This is a genomic window from Pseudescherichia sp. AS216 (assembly GCF_037152055.1).
Taxonomy (GTDB): Bacteria; Pseudomonadota; Gammaproteobacteria; order Enterobacterales; family Enterobacteriaceae; genus Pseudescherichia.
In genome coordinates, this window is sequence record NZ_JBBCMV010000003.1 from 509,735 (window position 1) to 526,819 (window position 17,085).

Below are 17,085 nucleotides of genomic sequence, written 5' to 3' on the forward strand. Positions count from 1 at the left end.
CCCGGAAGAGGATCTTCCGGGGGCTTTTTCATGCGTTCATGCACCACTGGAAGATCCAAACGTCTTCCAGCACACATCGCCTGAAAGACTAGTCAGGATGATGGTGATGATGGTGGTGTTTAAATTGAACACGTGTCATAAAATTTCCAATGAATGCTTATTCATGTCTTGTCAATTAACCTAAACCACTTTGCCCGCTGAAAGCAAGGGCTTTTTTACATCATTACATCATTTCATCTTGCCTTCTGAATTGTCAGTTGCCCTTGCCTGGCGTAGCCTTAATCCTAACGTATGAAAGCCGGGAGAATTAAGGATGAAAAAAGTCGCGATTGTCGGTTTAGGCTGGCTGGGGATGCCGCTGGCGCTCTCGCTGCAGTCAAAGGGCTGGCAGGTTACCGGCAGTAAAACGACCCACGACGGCGTCGAAGCGGCGCGCATGTGCGGTATTGAAAGCTATCCGCTGAAGCTTGAGCCGGAGCTGGTGTGTGACGCTGACGACCTGGAAGCGCTGATGAACGTGGATGCGCTGGTGGTCACGCTGCCCGCCCGACGGAGCGGCAGCGGGAACACATTCTATCTGCAGGCGGTGCAGGAGATTGTCGACAGCGCGCTGGCGAGGCGTATTCCGCGCATTATCTTTACCAGCTCGACGTCGGTATACGGTAACGCAGAGGGCACCGTCAAAGAGAGCATGCCGCTTCAGCCGGTGACCCACAGCGGGCGCACCCTGAAAGAGCTGGAGGAGTGGCTGCATAACCTGCCGGGTACGTCGGTGGATATCCTTCGGCTTGCCGGGCTGGTCGGGCCGGGTCGCCATCCGGGGCGCTTCTTCGCCGGTAAAACAGCTCCCAACGGCAGCCAGGGCGTTAATCTGGTGCACCTGGAAGACGTTATCGCCGCGATTACGCTGTTATTGCAGTCGCCGAAGGGGGGGCATATCTACAACCTCTGCGCGCCTAAGCACCCTGCGCGATCTGAATTTTACCCGGTGATGGCTCGCCAGCTGGGCCTGGCGCCGCCGCAGTTTACCGAGAGCGACGCTGACAGCAAGGGCAAGCTTGTTGACGGGAGCCGCATCACCAATGAATTAGGGTTCGAATATCAGTATCCCGATCCGCTGATCATGCCGATGGAGTAGGGCAGCAGCCTGGGGACTGGTCGCACACCCTATGGGGCGAACATGAAACCATTGCTGGATGTTCTCGTTATCCTTGATGCCCTCGAAAAAGAGGGCAGCTTTGCTGCGGCCTCGGCGAAGCTCTACAAAACGCCCTCTGCGCTGAGCTACACCGTGCATAAGCTGGAGAGCGATCTTAATATTCAGCTTCTCGACCGCAGCGGCCATCGGGCCAGGTTTACCCGCACCGGCCAGATGCTGCTGGATAAGGGGAGGGAGGTGCTGCACACGGTGCGCGAGCTGGAGAAGCAGGCCATCAAGCTCAACGAGGGCTGGGAGAGCCATCTTACTATTGGTGTGGATGACACCTTTCCCTTCTCACTGCTTTTACCGCTTATCGATGCCTTCTATCTGCAGCACAGCGTAACCCGGCTGGCGTTTATTAATGGCGTACTGTCGGGATCGTGGGAGGCGTTAATTCAGGGGCGGGCCGATATTATCGTCGGTGCGCTGCACGACCCACCGCCGCTCAGCGGATTTGGCTTTGCCAGGCTTGGCAGCCTTGAGCAGGTCTTTGCCGTTGCGCCCCATCATCCGCTGGCTGGGGCTGCGGAGCCGCTCCCCCGGAGGGTAATCAAACGCCATCGCGCTATTGTCGTTGGCGAAGCGCGGCCGGGCTGCTCACACTCCCAGCTGCTGCTGGAGGATCAGGAGGCGATCACCGTTTTTGATTTTAAGGCTAAACTGGATCTGCTGATTGGCGGTCTTGGCTGTGGCTATTTGCCACGCTATATGGCGCAGCTTTTCTTAAATAGCGGCGCGCTGGTAGAGAAGCAGGTGGTCGCGCCAATCTCAGCCGAACCGGTCTGGATGGGCTGGAATGAGCAGACCGCAGGGCTGGCAAGCGGCTGGTGGTGCACGGAAATTTTAGCAAATAGTGCGATCGCTGGCGTTTACATTCCGGTGAGCGGCCGTGAATCAGGCGTGCGTTAAAAAAGATGGCCTGATGGGTGTATGCCATCTTGTCATCGCGCCTCAGTTTGGGGCAAAATATGTCGCCTGCAAAAAATGACACTAACCGACGTTAAACGCGTCGGTTATTTTTTTTGCATCAATACGTCATTTAAATCCAAGAGGCCGGGCTTCGTACCGGATAGATACACATTTAAAAACCGACAGTCGTTGTCGCTGAGGAAAGAAACAAAATGGGGCAATTTTTTGCTATTGCGACGGCATTCGCCGTAATGGGGGCTGACCATGTCGCATAACGTTACTCCAAAAACCTCTCGCGTGGAACTGCGTAAATCGCTTACGTTGATTCCGGTTGTTATGATGGGTCTTGCCTATATGCAGCCGATGACGCTGTTCGATACGTTCGGCATTGTCTCTGGTCTGACCGATGGTCATGTCGCGACCGCGTATGCGTTTGCGCTGGTGGCTATTCTCTTTACTGCCCTGAGCTACGGTAAACTGGTGCGTCGTTTCCCGTCCGCTGGCTCAGCCTACACCTATGCCCAAAAATCCATTAGCCCGGCCGTGGGCTTTATGGTGGGCTGGTCGTCGCTGCTGGACTATCTGTTCATGCCGATGATCAACATCCTGCTGGCTAAAATCTACTTTGAAGCGCTGGTGCCCAGCGTGCCGTCGTGGATCTTTGTGGTAGCGCTGGTGGCCTTTATGACCATCTCGAACCTGCGCAGCATTAAATCCGTAGCCAACTTCAACACCCTGATTGTTATTCTGCAGATGGGTATTGTGGCAGCCATCGTCGGCCTGATTGTTTACGGCGTGGCGCACGGTGAAGGTGCGGGTACGCTGACCAGCTCCCGTCCGTTCTGGTCTGAAGGCGCGCACGTGGTGCCGATGATCACCGGTGCGACCATTCTGTGCTTCTCGTTCCTGGGCTTCGACGGCATCTCTTCTCTGTCGGAAGAGACCAAAGACGCCGAGCGCGTGATCCCGAAAGCGATCTTCCTGACAGCGCTGATTGGCGGCCTGGTGTTTATCGTGGCCTCCTACTTCCTGCAGCTCTATTTCCCGGATATCAGCCGCTTCAAAGATCCTGACGCGTCTCAGCCGGAAATCATGCTCTACGTGGCGGGTAAAACCTTCCAGTTCGGCGTGCTGGTCTTCTCGACCATTACCGTACTGGCTTCTGGCATGGCAGCGCACGCAGGCGTTTCCCGCCTGATGTATGTGATGGGCCGTGACGGCGTATTCCCGAGCCGCTTCTTTGGCTACGTGCACCCGAAATGGCGCACCCCGGCCTGGAACGTGCTGCTGGTGGGCGCGATTGCCCTGCTGGCGATTAACTTTGACCTGGTGACTGCGACGGCGCTGATCAACTTCGGTGCGCTGGTAGCCTTTACCTTCGTTAACCTGTCGGTGATTTCACAGTTCTGGATCCGTGAGAAGCGTAACAAGACGCTGAAAGATCACTTCCAGTTCCTGATCCTGCCGCTGTGCGGTGCGTTGACCGTAGGTGCGCTGTGGCTGAACCTGGAAGAGAGCTCAATGATTCTGGGTCTGATCTGGGGCGGTATCGGTCTGGTTTACCTGGCCTGCGTGACTAAAAGCTTCCGCAACCCGGTCCCGCAGTACGAAGACGTTGCGTAATGCGCTAAGCCGTAAGTAAAAAGAAAAGCCAGCTGAGAAGCTGGCTTTTTTGTTTATACAATCTCTTGCGCGTACTGATACAGGGCTTTGATCAGGGCGAGTTTTTCACTATCCCCCGCGTGCTGCTGGTAGAGCGTCTCCAGCTCTTCCGCCCAGGCCTGCAAAAATTCTGGTGTAAAAACGTTACGCCGATGCTGGAGCCAGCGCTGCTGCTCGTTTTCATCCAGCGTGCCGGGGAAATTGCGTGCCCGGTAGTTAAACAGCAGCTTCTCAATGCGCTTGTCGGCAAAGGTAATATCCAGCGCCGGCAGGTTCTGCGGATCGGTCGCCAGCACGATTTTCATCGCTGCACGATCGGCGTCGCTAAAGAAGCCGTTATAGAGCTGGGCGTCAACGTTATCCGACGGTACAAACGGCTCGGCTTCGGCGAAGATAGCCAGCACTTTTTCCCGCACCTCTGGGTTGTCGCGCAGAATTTGCAGGTTCGCCAGGCACGCCTGACGGTTGATACCCAGCCGATCGGCGTCTTCCGGACGCAGGGTATTCGCCTGCGCCAGCACCGGACACTTATTGAGGTGCACCAGCTTCACCGGTACGGGGGACTCGTCGCCCAGATCCGCTTTAGGCGTATAGAGGCGCTCGCGCAGGGCGTCGGCGTCCAGTTCCAGCAGAGGAGACATATCCCCCGCCAGGTCGACCATGATCACCGCGTTTCGGTTCTCGGGGTGCCAGGCCAGCGGCGCAACCCAGCTGGTATTGCCGCGATGGGCACCGAACATACCGGAAACATGCACCAGCGGTTTCATCTGCGGCACGTCGATCAGCGTGGTCAGCTTCTGCTTGCTGCGATAGGCGTAGAGGTAGTTAAACAGCTTGGGTTGGCGGGCTTTAACCAGCTGCGCCATGGCAATGGTCGCGTAGACGTCCGCCATCGCGTCGTGGGCGTTGCTGTGCTCGATGCCGTTGGCCTGCGTCAGATGCTCAAGGCGGAAGCTGGGCAGGCCGTCATCGTTCTCCGGCCAGTTGATGCCTTCCGGGCGCAGCGCGTAGCAGGCACGCATCACGTCCAGCAGATCCCAGCGGGAGTTACCGTGCTGCCAGCTCCAGGCATAGGGGTCATAGAAGTTGCGGTAGAAAACGTTGCGGGTGACTTCATCATCGAAGCGAACGTTGTTATAGCCCACCACGCAGGTGCCCGGCACGGTAAAGATATCGTGGATACGCTTCGCAAAGGCGGCTTCGTTGTCACCTTTTTCCAGGGCGATCTGCGGCGTAATGCCGGTGATCATCACGGCTTCCGGCTGCGGCAAATAGTCATCGGCAGGCTGGCAGTAAAACACCTCCGGCTCGCCAATCGGCGTGAAATCCTCATCGGTGCGGAGGGCGGCAAACTGTGCCGGCCGGTCCAGCGACGGGCTGGTTCCGAAGGTTTCGTAGTCGTGGAAAAGAAAAGTTGGCTGCGCAGCGGAATCTGACACCTGATATTGTCCTGTTGTTATATCACCTCTTTATGGTAAACCATGCCGCCCGCTAAACAGAAATAAAAGCGCTGTTTTTACCCGAACTGCGTGCCTGCTTCCGCCGCGTACCTCTTCGCTGTCACATTTGTTTGCAATTGTTCCAGGATTCGACACAAGATTTTCCGTACAAAGGTCAGCTCTTTTGTCACACCTTAAGGATATCCTCTTGAAACGCCGTTTGTTTGTTGCCGTCTCCCTCCTTGCTGTTTGCGTGAATTCTGCCCTGGCTGCCAGCCCCTCTTTTACTGTACAGCCTCCGCAGATCCAGGCCGGTGCCTGGGTATTAATGGACTACACCACGGGGCAGATATTGACCGCAGGCAATGAACACCAGCAGCGTAACCCGGCTAGCCTCACTAAGCTGATGACCGGCTACGTGGTTGACCGCGCTATCGATAGCAAGCGCATCACGCCGGACGATATTGTTACCGTTGGTAAAGACGCCTGGGCAAAGGGAAATCCGGTATTTGATGGCTCCTCGCTGATGTTTATCAAGCCGGGGGATCGCATCACGGTGCGCGATCTGAGCCGTGGCCTGATCGTTGACTCCGGCAACGACGCCTGCGTGGCGCTGGCGGACTATGTTGCTGGCGGCCAGCCGCAGTTTGTGAAGATGATGAACAGCTACGCGCAGAAGCTCAACCTGCGCGATACCCACTTTGAGACCGTCCACGGTCTGGATGCACCGGGCCAGCACAGCTCGGCCTACGATCTGGCCGTACTTTCCCGAGCCATCATTCACGGTGAGCCCGAGTTCTACCACATGTATAGCGAGAAGAGCCTCACCTGGAACGGTATCACCCAGCAGAACCGTAATGGCCTGCTGTGGGACAAGTCGCTCAACGTCGACGGTCTAAAAACCGGCCACACCTCCGGGGCGGGCTTTAACCTTATTGCTTCCAGCGTTAACGGCCAGCGGCGGCTGATCGCGGTCGTGATGGGCGGTGAAAGCCCGAAAGGTCGTGAGGAGCAGGCACGTAAGCTGCTGCACTGGGGCGATGATAACTTTGATACCGTACAGATCCTGCATAAAGGGAAACAGGTAGGAAGCGAGCGCGTCTGGTACGGCGATAAAGAGAAGGTGGCGCTGGGTACGGACCGCGACTTCTGGCTGGCACTGCCCAAGGCCGATTTGGACCACATCAAAGCCAAGTACGTGCTGAACGGTAAAGAGCTGGAAGCGCCGATGCCCGCGAACCAGCAGGTGGGCGAGGTGGAGCTGTATGATAATGGCAAGCTGGTTGCCCGCTCACCGCTGGTCACTCTGGAAGCGATTGAGAAAGGCGGCGTTTTCTCGCGTATGAGCGACTATCTGCACCACGTGCTGTAAGAGAGAGCGGGCAGGCTGGCAACTCTGCGAGTCTGCTCGCATACTGAACAGTTCAGGGGTGACAGCAAGCCCTTAAAAAGAGAGAGTGTATATCCATACAGCAATCATCGCGGAGGCAGCATGGACTACAGTATCAAACAGCTCGATAAGCGCACCATTGCCGGGTTTCATCTGGTGGGTCCGTGGGAAAAGACCGTTAAGCAGGGTTTTGCACAGCTTACCCTGTGGGTGCAAAGTAATCATCTCCAGCCGCAGGAGTGGATCGCCGTCTACTACGATAACCCCGACGAAGTCCCGCCGGAGAAACTGCGTGCCGACACGGTTATTTCAGTGCCCGAGGGGTTCACCGTTCCGGAAAACAGCGAGGGAGTGATCCTGAGCGAGCTGCCCGGCGGTCAGTATGCTGTGGCCCGGGCGCGGGTCTATAACGAAGAGTTTGAAAAAACCTGGGATCTCTTTTTTGACAGCCTGCTCCCGGATGCCTACTACCAGATAGCGGCCCGGCCCTGCTTTGAGCGCTACCTGAATGCAGACAGCAGTAGCGGCTACTGGGACGTTGAGATGCACATTCCCGTTGAGCCGAAGTCACTTTAAGCGTCCGCTTACCGTTGATCCTGTCAGCCTGTTTACTGATTTTAATCATTAAAAGCAGTTTTTACGGGGCTTTCGGTCACAACGCCAGGGCCCCGGCGCGAAAATTCGCTACAATTGCGCCTTTGGACGTCTTAGCCGGAGAGCGTGGTGCGCACCGACAAATCACTCAGCCCTTTTGAAATACGCTTATACCGCCACTATCGCCTTGTGCATGGGGCCAGAATAGCGCTGGCGTTTATTCTCACCTTTCTGCTGGTGCGCCTGCTAAACATTCCTGAGGGCACCTGGCCGCTGATCACCCTGGTGGTGATTATGGGGCCTATCTCCTTTTGGGGTAACGTCGTGCCGCGTGCCTTCGAACGTATCGGTGGCACTATCTTCGGTTCGGCGCTGGGGCTGATAGCCCTGAAGCTGGAAGTGGTCTCTCTGCCGCTGATGCTGCTCTGGTGCGCCGCCGCGATGTTTCTCTGTGGCTGGCTGGCGCTGGGCAAGAAGCCCTACCAGGCGCTGCTGATCGGTATTACGCTTGCGGTTGTGGTGGGTGCACCGGCGGGAGATATGCAAATTGCGCTGTGGCGAGGCGGAGACGTTATTTTAGGCTCGCTGCTGGCAATGCTGTTTACCGGTATCTGGCCGCAGCGGGCGTTTCTGCACTGGCGTATCCAGATGGCGAACTACGTCACCAACTTCAACCGTGTCTACCAGGCGGGCTTCTCACCGAACCTGGTGGAGCGCCCGCGGCTGGAGAAGCATCTGCAAAACATTCTCAATGATGTCGTAAAGATGCGCGGCCTGATTGTGCCTGCCAGCAAAGAGACGCACATTCAGAAAGCGATTTTCGAAGCTATTCAGACCGTAAGCCGCAACATGGTGTGTATGCTTGAGCTGCAGATCAACGCTCACTGGGCGTCGCGGGCCAGCCACTTCGTGATGCTTAACGCCCGGACGATCCGCGAGACCCAGACCATGACGCAGCAAACGCTGCTGACCATCGCCCATGCGCTCTACGAAGGTAATCCGCAGCCGATTCTTGCCAACAGCGAGCGGCTTAACGAGATAGTGGTGGAGCTGCGAGAGCTGATCCAACAGCATAAAGATGAGCCATTAGCGGAAACTCCGATGCACAGCTACGTGTGGTTAAGCATGGAGCTGGCGCGGCAGCTGGAGCTGCTTTCGCATCTTATCTGCCGGGCGCTGCGCAAATAAGCTGCATCCGTAAGTGAATCAGCAGCAGGTTGTTTCGATTCAGCCTGATTTAGCGTTATGATATTTAGAGGGATAAAATCATTGTCATCAGCAACGCCTAAAAGTATGTTTACCCTACAGCGGTTGCTTTAACGAATCCGAATCTGATATTAGCAGGGGTGTAAAAATGGAAACTACTAAGCCTTCATTCCAGGACGTTCTGGAGTTTGTACGTCTGTTCCGCCGTAAGAACAAACTTCAGCGTGAAATTCAGGACGTTGAGAAAAAAATCCGCGATAACCAGAAACGCGTTCTGCTGCTGGATAACCTGAGCGATTACATCAAGCCGGGCATGAGCGTTGAAGCGATCCAGGGCATCATCGCCAGCATGAAGACCGACTACGAGGACCGCGTAGATGACTACATCATCAAAAACGCTGAGATCTCGAAAGAGCGCCGTGAAATCTCTAAAAAGCTGAAAACGATGGGCGAACTGAAACACGCCGCGGTTGAAGCGAAAGACGAGTAACGTTTTTAAGCCGGGTCTGGCAACGCTGCCACCCGGCGTTTTACCCCTTCCGCGTTCCTGACTTACCTCGCAAACCGTTTAACTACTGCTCGTTAACTACTGCTCGGCATGAATGGCATTGAGCAGGATATCCATTAGCCCTGGAAAACGGGCGTCAAGATCGTCACGGCGCAGCGAGATCAGATTTTCCCGGCCTTGCGGGCGCTGCCAGATCACGCCGCTATCGCGCAGCACGCGCCAGTGGTGGGTCATGGTCGATTTGGCCACGTCCTTGCGCAGCGACCCGCAGGCCTGCTCTCCTTCATCTGCCAGTGTTCTGACGATCTCCAGGCGCAGCGGATTTCCCAGCGCGAACAGTACATTTTCGAGGCGGATTTTTGCCCGATCGGGATGGCTGGCAATCATAGTGTTCCTGAGTCAATAAGCACAAATAGTGACCAGCGAGCTGGCTAACGCATACTATACCTAAACCCAACGGCGAGTGCCATGCGGCAGCGGCGGCGAGATTATCATCCATAACTATAGCTAAAATAGTTCGAATATACTCGTACAGTTGGACTATGATGAGGACGTTAAACCCGAATGGCCGTACTGGCCGCTAACAGTCAAACTGACTAAGGACGCATCATGCCCCGACCCATCCCCCTCGAACGCTATCGCAACATTGGTATTTCTGCCCATATTGATGCCGGCAAAACCACCACCACTGAACGGATCCTGTTTTACACCGGCATGAGCCATAAGCTGGGTGAAGTTCACGATGGCGCAGCGACGACAGACTGGATGGCGCAGGAGCAGGAGCGCGGAATTACCATTACCTCTGCGGCCGTAAGCTGCTTCTGGCCCGGTATGGATCGGGGCTTTGAGCCGCACCGGATCAATATCATCGACACCCCCGGCCACGTCGACTTCACCATTGAGGTTGAGCGCTCCATGCGCGTGCTGGACGGCGCGGTGATGGTCTACGACTCCGTGGGCGGCGTGCAGCCCCAGTCGGAGACCGTCTGGCGGCAGGCCAATAAGTATCATGTCCCCCGGCTGGCGTTCGTCAACAAGATGGACCGGCCCGGCGCGGACTTCTTCCGCGTGGTGCAGATGATGATCGACCGCCTGAAGGCAAATCCGGTACCGATTGTGATCCCCATCGGGGCGGAAGAGCACTTCACTGGCGTAATCGATCTCATCAAGATGCGGGAAATCATTTGGGACGACGCCACCCAGGGGATGGCGTTCAGCTATGCGCCGGTGCCGGACGAGCTGCTGGCCACGGCGAAAGCGTGGCGTGAAAAAATGGTCTCCGCAGCGGCGGAAGCCAATGACGAGTTAATGGATAAGTATCTGGAAAACGGCGATCTGGAGGAGGCGGAGATTATCAGCGGCCTGCGCGCCCGCACCGTGGCCGGTGAGATCCAGCCCGTACTCTGCGGCAGCGCATTTAAAAACAAAGGGGTACAGCGCGTGCTTGACGCCGTGGTGGAGCTGATGCCATCCCCACTTGATATTCCGGCTATTAAAGGCGTCGATGAGAAGGGGGCAACCGCCGAGCGCCATCCGGACGATCGCGAGCCGTTCTCCGCCCTGGCCTTCAAGCTGATGACCGATCCCTACGTGGGCCAGCTCACCTTTATCCGTGTCTACTCCGGCGTGCTGAAAAAAGGCGATGCGGTGTGGAACCCGATTAAGGGCAAGAAGGAGCGCATCGGGCGCATTGTGCTGATGCACGCCAACGATCGCCACGAGGTGGACGAGCTGCGGGCCGGGGATATCGCCGCCTGCGTCGGACTGAAGGATGTCACCACCGGCGATACCCTGTGCGCCCCGGATGCGGTGATCACCCTTGAACGCATGGAGTTTCCCGATCCGGTGATCTCCCTGGCAATTGAGCCAAAAACCAAGGCGGATCAGGAGAAGATGGGCATCGCCCTGCAGCGGCTGGCAGCGGAGGATCCCTCGTTCCATCTGCATACCGACGAGGAGTCGGGTCAGACCATTATCTCCGGCATGGGTGAGCTGCATCTGGAGATCATCGTCGACCGCATGCGCCGAGAGTTTGGCGTGGAGGCGAACATTGGTCGTCCGCAGGTAACCTACCGGGAGACGATCCGCAAAACGGTTAAGGATATCGAAGGCAAATTTGTCCGCCAGTCCGGCGGTAAAGGGCAGTACGGCCATGTCGTGCTGACGCTGGAGCCGCTGGAGGGAGGCAAAGGGTTTATCTTCGAGGATGCCACCAAGGGCGGGGTTGTACCGCGGGAGTTTATCCCTTCGGTGGAGAAGGGCCTGCGGGAGGCGATCAACAGCGGCGTGCTGGCGGGCTATCCGGTAGTGGATATCAAGGCGACCCTGACCTTTGGCTCTTACCATGACGTCGACTCCTCGGAGCTGGCCTTTAGAATGGCAGCGATATTCGGCTTCAAAGAGGGGGCAAAACGCGCCGATCCGGCGATCCTGGAGCCGATTATGCACGTTGAGGTAGAGACCCCGGAGGAGTATGCCGGCAACGTGATGGGGGATCTCTCGTCCCGTCGCGGCATGGTACAGGGAATGGATGAGCGGTTTGGGAGCCAGATCATCCGCGCCGACGTACCGCTGGCGGAGATGTTCGGTTACTCGACGACGCTGCGCTCAATGTCCCAGGGACGCGCCACCTACAGCATGGAGTTCCACCACTACGCGGAAGCGCCGCGAAACGTGGCGGAGAGCATTATCGCCAGCCGGGCTAAAACCGCCTGATTCACTGACCGATCCTCGCTAAACGCGCCCCGGTATGGCTAACCCTGCCGGGGCGCGCGTCTTTTGCGTAGCGGTAAAATCGCTCAACTCAGTGATCTCCGCTGCAAATTTGTACAAGCGGGGTGCGCAGCCTCACTTTCCCACAGCTATGTTTAAGATTCTGGACGGTCCGGACACCGCGTAGCCCAGCCAGCCATGTGATGGCGACCTCTTCCACGCCGCTGCTGGCGGCGGGTTCTGAACCGTGCTGAGGATTAACACATGTCTATCAAAACGCTTACGTTACCGCTTGCTCTGCTGAGCGGCCTGGGTGCTGCGTTTTATGCGCAGGCGGATATTACCATCGGCGTTGCCGGGCCATTTACCGGCCCTAACGCCACCTATGGGGCGCAGTACTGGAAGGGCGCAACCCAGGCGGCGGCGGATATCAACGCCGCAGGCGGCATCAAGGGCGAGAAGATCGTGCTGGTGCAGGGAGATGACGCCTGCGAACCCAAGCAGGCGGTGGCGGTGGCCAACCGGCTGGTAGACGAAGAGAAGGTCTCCGCCGTGGTCGGCCACTTCTGCTCCTCCTCCACGATGCCCTCGTCCGAGGTCTATGACGAAGCGGGCGTTCTGACCATTACCCCTGGCTCCACCAACCCACAGATTACCGAGCGGGGCATGCAGAACATGTTTCGCATGTGTGGCCGCGACGATCAGCAGGGCGTGGTAGCGGCAAACTATATTCTCGACGTGCTGAAGGCAAAAAAAGTTGCCGTGATCCACGACAAAGATACCTACGGTCAGGGACTGGCGGACGCGATGCGTGCCGCGCTGGCGAAACGCGGCACCAAAGAGGTGCTGTATGAAGGCCTCTCCCGGGGCGAAAAAGATTTCAACGCGCTGGTCACCAAAGTGGGCGCGCTAAAGCCTGACGTGGTCTACTTTGGCGGCTGCCATCCCGAGGCCGGGCCGCTGATACGCCAGATGCGCGAGCAGGGCGTAGAGGCGAAATTTTTCTCCGGTGACTGCGTAGTCACTGAAGAGCTGGTCACGGCGGCAGGCGGGGCGCAGTTCACCAACGGCGTGCTGATGACCTTCGGTAAAGATCCCCGCACCATCCCGGCGGGAAAAGCGGTCATTGAGAAGTTCCGCGGTGCAGGCTTTGAGCCAGAAGGCTACACCCTCTATGCCTACGCCTCCATTCAGGCTATCGCCGCCGCCTATAACGCCGTCGGCAAAGACAACGAGAAGGCTAGCGCCTGGCTGAAATCCAACAGCGTCGATACGGTGATGGGGCCGAAAGCCTGGGACGGAAAGGGCGATCTTAAAGTCTCTGACTACGTTGTCTATCAGTGGGACGACAAAGGTAAATATCATCAGCTGTAATCCCATCTACCGGGGCGAGGGCGTTCACCATGGATGCATTCTTCTTGCAGCAGCTTATCAACGGCCTGACGCTGGGCGCGGTGTATGGCCTAATCGCCATCGGTTACACCATGGTCTACGGCATCATCGGCATGATCAACTTTGCCCACGGCGAGGTCTATATGATCTCGGCCTACCTCTGCGCCATCGGTCTCGGGCTGCTGTCGTGGTTTGGTCTGCACTCGTTCCCACTGCTGATCTTCGGCACCCTTATCTTCACCGTGGTGGTTACCGGCGTCTACGGCTGGACCATTGAGCGTATCGCCTACCGGCCGCTGCGCAACTCCACGCGCCTCGCGCCGCTGATCTCGGCGATTGGCATGTCGCTGATCCTGCAAAACTATGTCCAGATCGCTCAGGGACCCAATCAGCAGGGGATCCCAACCCTGCTGACCGGCGTGCTGCGCCTGGACGTCGGGGATGGCATCGTGCAGATCACCTGGACCAAAATATTCATTCTGCTGGCGGCGCTGGCGGGGATGCTGCTGCTTACCTGGATAATTCAGTTTACCCGGCTGGGGCGCATCTGCCGGGCCACGCAGCAGGATCGGCGGATGGCGTCGATCCTTGGTATCAATACCGATAGGGTTATCTCGCTGGTGTTTGTGATGGGAGCGGCGATGGCGGGGCTGGCCGGGGTGCTGGTCACCATGAACTACGGCACCTTTGATTTCTATATCGGCTTTATCATTGGCATCAAAGCTTTTACCGCCGCCGTGCTGGGCGGGATCGGCTCCCTGCCCGGCGCGATGCTGGGTGGCCTGCTGCTGGGGGTGGCCGAAGCGCAGTTCGCGGGGCTGGTCAACTCTGACTATAAGGACGTCTTCTCCTTTGCGCTGCTGGTTGCCATTCTGATTTTCCGCCCGCAGGGGCTGCTGGGCCGCCCGGTGGTGGCGAAGGTATGAGGGGCACGAGCATGACGGATGCGGCGATAAAATCCCGGCTGGATATGATGCAGTGCCTGCGGGATACCCTCCTGGCCGGGCTGTGCGCGCTGGTAGTGTTCGGGCCGATTGTTGGTGTGGTGCTCAAAGGTTACAGCTTTAATCTGGCCCCGGGACGCGTCGCAATGCTGGTAGCGATCGTCATGGTCGGACGCTTTCTGCTGAGCCTGGCGCTGCAAACGACGCGCGGGCGACAATTTACCCGCCGCTTTGAAAGCGCCAACGATGGGGTCTTTGTTCGTTCTCCGGATCATATCTCCCACCTACGTTGGATGGGTCCGCTGCTGCTGATGCTGGCAATGCTGTTTCCCTTTGTTGCCAGTAAATACCTTCTGACCGTCGCGATCCTCGGGCTAATCTATGTTCTGCTCGGGCTGGGGCTCAACATCGTGGTGGGCCTGGCCGGGCTGCTGGACCTCGGCTACGTCGCGTTTTATGCCATCGGTGCCTATGGTCTGGCGCTGGGGTATCAGTATCTTGGCCTGGGGTTTTGGGTGATGCTGCCCCTGGGGGCGATTATTGCGGCGCTGGCCGGGGCGCTGCTGGGTTTTCCGGTGTTGCGGATGCACGGCGACTACCTGGCGATTGTCACCCTCGGCTTCGGGGAGATCATTCGCCTGGTGCTCAACAACTGGGTGAGCTTTACCGGCGGGCCAAACGGCATCTCCGCACCCGCGCCAACCTTTTTAGGCCTGGAGTTTAGCCGTCGGGCGCGAGATGGCGGCGTTCCCTTTCATGAATTTTTTGGTATTACCTATAATCCCAACCTCAAGTTTATCTTTATTTACGCGGTGCTGATTCTGGTTGTCGTAGTAGTGCTGTTTATTAAACACCGCCTAACCACCATGCCTATCGGCCGCGCCTGGGAGGCGCTGCGTGAGGATGAGGTCGCCTGCCGCTCGTTGGGTCTAAACCACGTTCTGGTCAAGCTGTCGGCGTTTATGCTCGGCGCTTCCACCGCCGGGATCGCCGGTGTCTTCTTTGCCACCTACCAGGGCTTTGTTAACCCCACCTCGTTTACCTTTTTTGAGTCGGCGCTGATCCTCGCTATTGTGGTGCTGGGCGGGATGGGCTCCACGCTCGGCGTAGTGCTGGCGGCGTTTATCCTCACCGTCGCCCCGGAGCTGCTGCGGGATTTCGCCGAGTACCGGGTGCTGCTGTTTGGCGTGCTGATGGTGCTGATGATGATCTGGCGGCCGCGCGGTCTGGTGCGTACCAGCCGGGCCGGATTCGCCGTGCGTAAAGGCGTTGCGCCATGAGCGACGCCATCTTACGCGTGGACAACCTGATGATGCACTTCGGTGGGATCAAAGCCCTCAACAACGTCAGCCTGGAGGTTGAGCGCGGCTCGATCACCGCCCTCATTGGCCCCAACGGCGCGGGGAAAACCACGGTATTCAACTGCCTGACCGGCTTTTATCAGGCTTCCGGTGGATCGATCCTGCTGGAGACGCGGTCGCGCACCACCGACATCGTGCAGGTGCTGGGCCAGACGCTGCGGGCAGGTGATTTTCTTCATCCGCGCCGGTTGCTGTCCCGGATTGGCTACAAGATGTTTGGCGGCACTCATCTGGTGAACCGCGCCGGACTGGCGCGCACCTTCCAGAATATCCGCCTGTTTCGCGAGATGTCGGTGGTAGAGAACCTGCTGGTGGCCCAGCACATGCAGGCTAACCGCAATCTTATCGCCGGGATCCTCAATACGCCTGGCTACCGCCGGGCCGAGAATCAGGCTCTGGATCGGGCCTTCTATTGGCTGGAAGTGGTCGAGATGGTGGAGTGCGCCAACCGGCTGGCCGGGACGCTCTCCTATGGACAGCAGCGTCGGCTGGAGATCGCTCGCGCCATGTGCACCGGGCCGGAGATGATCTGCCTGGATGAGCCTGCGGCGGGGCTGAACCCCGTCGAGACCCATGCCCTGAGCCAAATTGTGCGGACCCTGCGCCAACAGCATGGGGTCACGGTGCTGCTGATTGAGCACGACATGGGCATGGTGATGTCGATTGCCGACTGGGTGATCGTTCTCGACCACGGCAACGTTATCGCGCGCGGGACGCCAGAGGCGATCCAGACCAATGCCAGCGTCATTGCTGCCTATCTGGGGACTGACGAGGAGGCGATAGATCGATGAGCCAGCCGCTGCTTGAGTTTCACCGGGTCGATGTTTTCTACGGCCCAATTCAGGCGTTGAAGAGCGTCTCTTTGACGGTAAACGAAGGCGAAACCGTTTCGCTGATTGGTGCCAACGGCGCGGGCAAGTCGACGCTGCTGATGTCGGTCTTTGGTCAGCCGCGCATCGCCAGCGGGGAGATACGCTATCGTGGGGAGGATATCAGCCATAAATCCACCCACTTTATCGCCAGCAACGGCATCGCCCAGGCTCCGGAGGGACGGCGCATCTTTCCCGACATGACGGTAGAGGAGAACCTGTTGATGGGGACCATCCCGATTGGCGATCGCTACCAGAAAGAGGACAGGGCGCGGATGTACGACATCTTTCCGTTGCTGGAAGAGCGGCGTAGCCAGCGGGCAATGACCCTTTCCGGCGGCGAGCAGCAGATGCTGGCCATCGCTCGGGCGCTGATGAGCCGCCCAAGGCTGCTGCTGCTGGATGAGCCCAGCCTTGGCCTGGCTCCGCTGGTGGTGAAGCAGATTTTCCAGGTGCTGCGTGAGCTTACCCAAAAAGGAATGACGCTGTTTCTGGTGGAGCAGAACGCCAACCACGCCCTGAGGCTCTCTGACCGCGCCTATGTGATGGTCAACGGCGAGATCCGCCTCAGCGGCAGCGGCGCAGAGCTGCTGGCGGACCCCGACGTGAGAAAAGCCTACCTCGGCGGGGTTTAATCCTCGCATTCCTGCCTGTCGATTATATTGCTAATAGTTGGGCGTGAATCTCCCGTTAGATAAGGTGTATTAAGCGTTAACCGTATTAAATTAATGCGGCAACGTGCGTTTTAGGTACGGGGTATGCAATTTAAATTTCTAGTGCTCTACTATTTTAATGCTTTTAGATGTTTTCTTGCGGTAAACCTATTTTTAGACATCGTGATGTGGAAATTGTTTGTTTTTCATTTTGTTGATTTTAATAGAAAAGGTATTGGGTGCTT

Annotated in this window: 17 protein-coding genes and 1 other annotated feature (1 of these 18 running past the window's edge); of the genes, 14 read left to right on the plus strand and 3 right to left on the minus strand. The window is 57.5% G+C overall.

Annotation, left to right across the window (positions count from 1 at the left end):
* Window positions 1-113, minus strand: a sequence feature (His leader region); it reaches 11 nt to the left of the window's first position.
* Entirely contained in the window at window positions 89-139 is a 51-nt protein-coding gene (gene hisL, locus WFN61_RS11690) for a his operon leader peptide (RefSeq protein ID WP_001364200.1), read from the minus strand. Its footprint overlaps the feature before it by 25 nt.
* A gap of 174 nt (window positions 140-313) precedes the next feature.
* On the opposite strand from hisL, the gene WFN61_RS11695 reads away from it, so the two are divergent.
* The 4 genes from WFN61_RS11695 to WFN61_RS11705 all read left to right on the plus strand — a co-directional run bounded on the left by WFN61_RS11695 (window position 314) and on the right by WFN61_RS11705 (window position 3,733).
* The gene (locus tag WFN61_RS11695; RefSeq protein ID WP_337038703.1) at window positions 314-1,138 is read left to right on the plus strand and encodes an SDR family oxidoreductase; all 825 of its coding nucleotides are present in this window, start codon (window positions 314-316) and stop codon (window positions 1,136-1,138) included.
* 42 nt (window positions 1,139-1,180) lie between these two features.
* Entirely contained in the window at window positions 1,181-2,110 is a 930-nt protein-coding gene (locus tag WFN61_RS11700; protein WP_337038704.1) for a LysR substrate-binding domain-containing protein, read from the plus strand.
* Window positions 2,111-2,322: 212 nt separating this feature from the next.
* Window positions 2,323-2,385: a membrane protein YoeI gene (gene yoeI, locus WFN61_RS20965; protein ID WP_103819469.1), complete on the plus strand. Its 63-nt coding sequence runs from the start codon at window positions 2,323-2,325 to the stop codon at window positions 2,383-2,385.
* The gene (locus WFN61_RS11705) at window positions 2,375-3,733 is read left to right on the plus strand and encodes an APC family permease (protein WP_222888250.1); all 1,359 of its coding nucleotides are present in this window, start codon (window positions 2,375-2,377) and stop codon (window positions 3,731-3,733) included. Before yoeI ends, WFN61_RS11705 begins: the two co-directional genes overlap by 11 nt.
* 53 nt (window positions 3,734-3,786) lie before the next feature.
* Here WFN61_RS11705 and sbcB read toward each other — a convergent pair whose 3' ends face one another.
* On the minus strand, window positions 3,787-5,211 hold the full coding sequence (sbcB, locus tag WFN61_RS11710; protein ID WP_144817283.1) for an exodeoxyribonuclease I: 1,425 nt from the start codon (window positions 5,209-5,211) through the stop codon (window positions 3,787-3,789).
* Window positions 5,212-5,413: 202 nt separating this feature from the next.
* Between sbcB and dacD the strand changes: the two genes are divergently transcribed.
* The 4 genes from dacD to WFN61_RS11730 all read left to right on the plus strand — a co-directional run bounded on the left by dacD (window position 5,414) and on the right by WFN61_RS11730 (window position 8,891).
* Window positions 5,414-6,583: a serine-type D-Ala-D-Ala carboxypeptidase DacD gene (gene dacD, locus WFN61_RS11715; protein WP_144817413.1), complete on the plus strand. Its 1,170-nt coding sequence runs from the start codon at window positions 5,414-5,416 to the stop codon at window positions 6,581-6,583.
* A 120-nt stretch (window positions 6,584-6,703) separates the two neighbouring features.
* Complete coding sequence (gene sbmC / locus WFN61_RS11720; RefSeq protein WP_144817284.1) at window positions 6,704-7,177, plus strand: DNA gyrase inhibitor SbmC; 474 nt, start codon at window positions 6,704-6,706, stop codon at window positions 7,175-7,177.
* Between the two features lie 147 nt (window positions 7,178-7,324).
* Window positions 7,325-8,383, plus strand: a complete 1,059-nt coding sequence (locus WFN61_RS11725) for an FUSC family protein (protein ID WP_144817285.1) — start codon at window positions 7,325-7,327, stop codon at window positions 8,381-8,383.
* A 166-nt stretch (window positions 8,384-8,549) separates the two neighbouring features.
* Window positions 8,550-8,891: a DUF496 family protein gene (locus tag WFN61_RS11730; RefSeq protein ID WP_042389917.1), complete on the plus strand. Its 342-nt coding sequence runs from the start codon at window positions 8,550-8,552 to the stop codon at window positions 8,889-8,891.
* Between the two features lie 96 nt (window positions 8,892-8,987).
* Here WFN61_RS11730 and WFN61_RS11735 read toward each other — a convergent pair whose 3' ends face one another.
* A complete protein-coding gene (locus WFN61_RS11735; protein ID WP_042389919.1) occupies window positions 8,988-9,296 on the minus strand; it encodes an ArsR/SmtB family transcription factor in 309 nt (102 codons plus the stop codon).
* 222 nt (window positions 9,297-9,518) lie between these two features.
* On the opposite strand from WFN61_RS11735, the gene fusA reads away from it, so the two are divergent.
* The 6 genes from fusA to WFN61_RS11765 all read left to right on the plus strand — a co-directional run bounded on the left by fusA (window position 9,519) and on the right by WFN61_RS11765 (window position 16,822).
* The gene (gene fusA, locus WFN61_RS11740; RefSeq protein WP_312282674.1) at window positions 9,519-11,624 is read left to right on the plus strand and encodes an elongation factor G; all 2,106 of its coding nucleotides are present in this window, start codon (window positions 9,519-9,521) and stop codon (window positions 11,622-11,624) included.
* Between the two features lie 261 nt (window positions 11,625-11,885).
* Entirely contained in the window at window positions 11,886-12,995 is a 1,110-nt protein-coding gene (locus WFN61_RS11745; RefSeq protein ID WP_144817287.1) for a branched-chain amino acid ABC transporter substrate-binding protein, read from the plus strand.
* Window positions 12,996-13,024: 29 nt separating this feature from the next.
* Complete coding sequence (locus WFN61_RS11750; RefSeq protein ID WP_222888242.1) at window positions 13,025-13,939, plus strand: ABC transporter permease subunit; 915 nt, start codon at window positions 13,025-13,027, stop codon at window positions 13,937-13,939.
* A gap of 11 nt (window positions 13,940-13,950) precedes the next feature.
* The gene (gene livM, locus WFN61_RS11755; RefSeq protein WP_312282673.1) at window positions 13,951-15,237 is read left to right on the plus strand and encodes a high-affinity branched-chain amino acid ABC transporter permease LivM; all 1,287 of its coding nucleotides are present in this window, start codon (window positions 13,951-13,953) and stop codon (window positions 15,235-15,237) included.
* The gene (locus WFN61_RS11760; protein ID WP_144817290.1) at window positions 15,234-16,109 is read left to right on the plus strand and encodes an ABC transporter ATP-binding protein; all 876 of its coding nucleotides are present in this window, start codon (window positions 15,234-15,236) and stop codon (window positions 16,107-16,109) included. Before livM ends, WFN61_RS11760 begins: the two co-directional genes overlap by 4 nt.
* Entirely contained in the window at window positions 16,106-16,822 is a 717-nt protein-coding gene (locus WFN61_RS11765) for an ABC transporter ATP-binding protein (protein ID WP_257758015.1), read from the plus strand. Before WFN61_RS11760 ends, WFN61_RS11765 begins: the two co-directional genes overlap by 4 nt.
* Window positions 16,823-17,085: the final 263 nt, after the last annotated feature.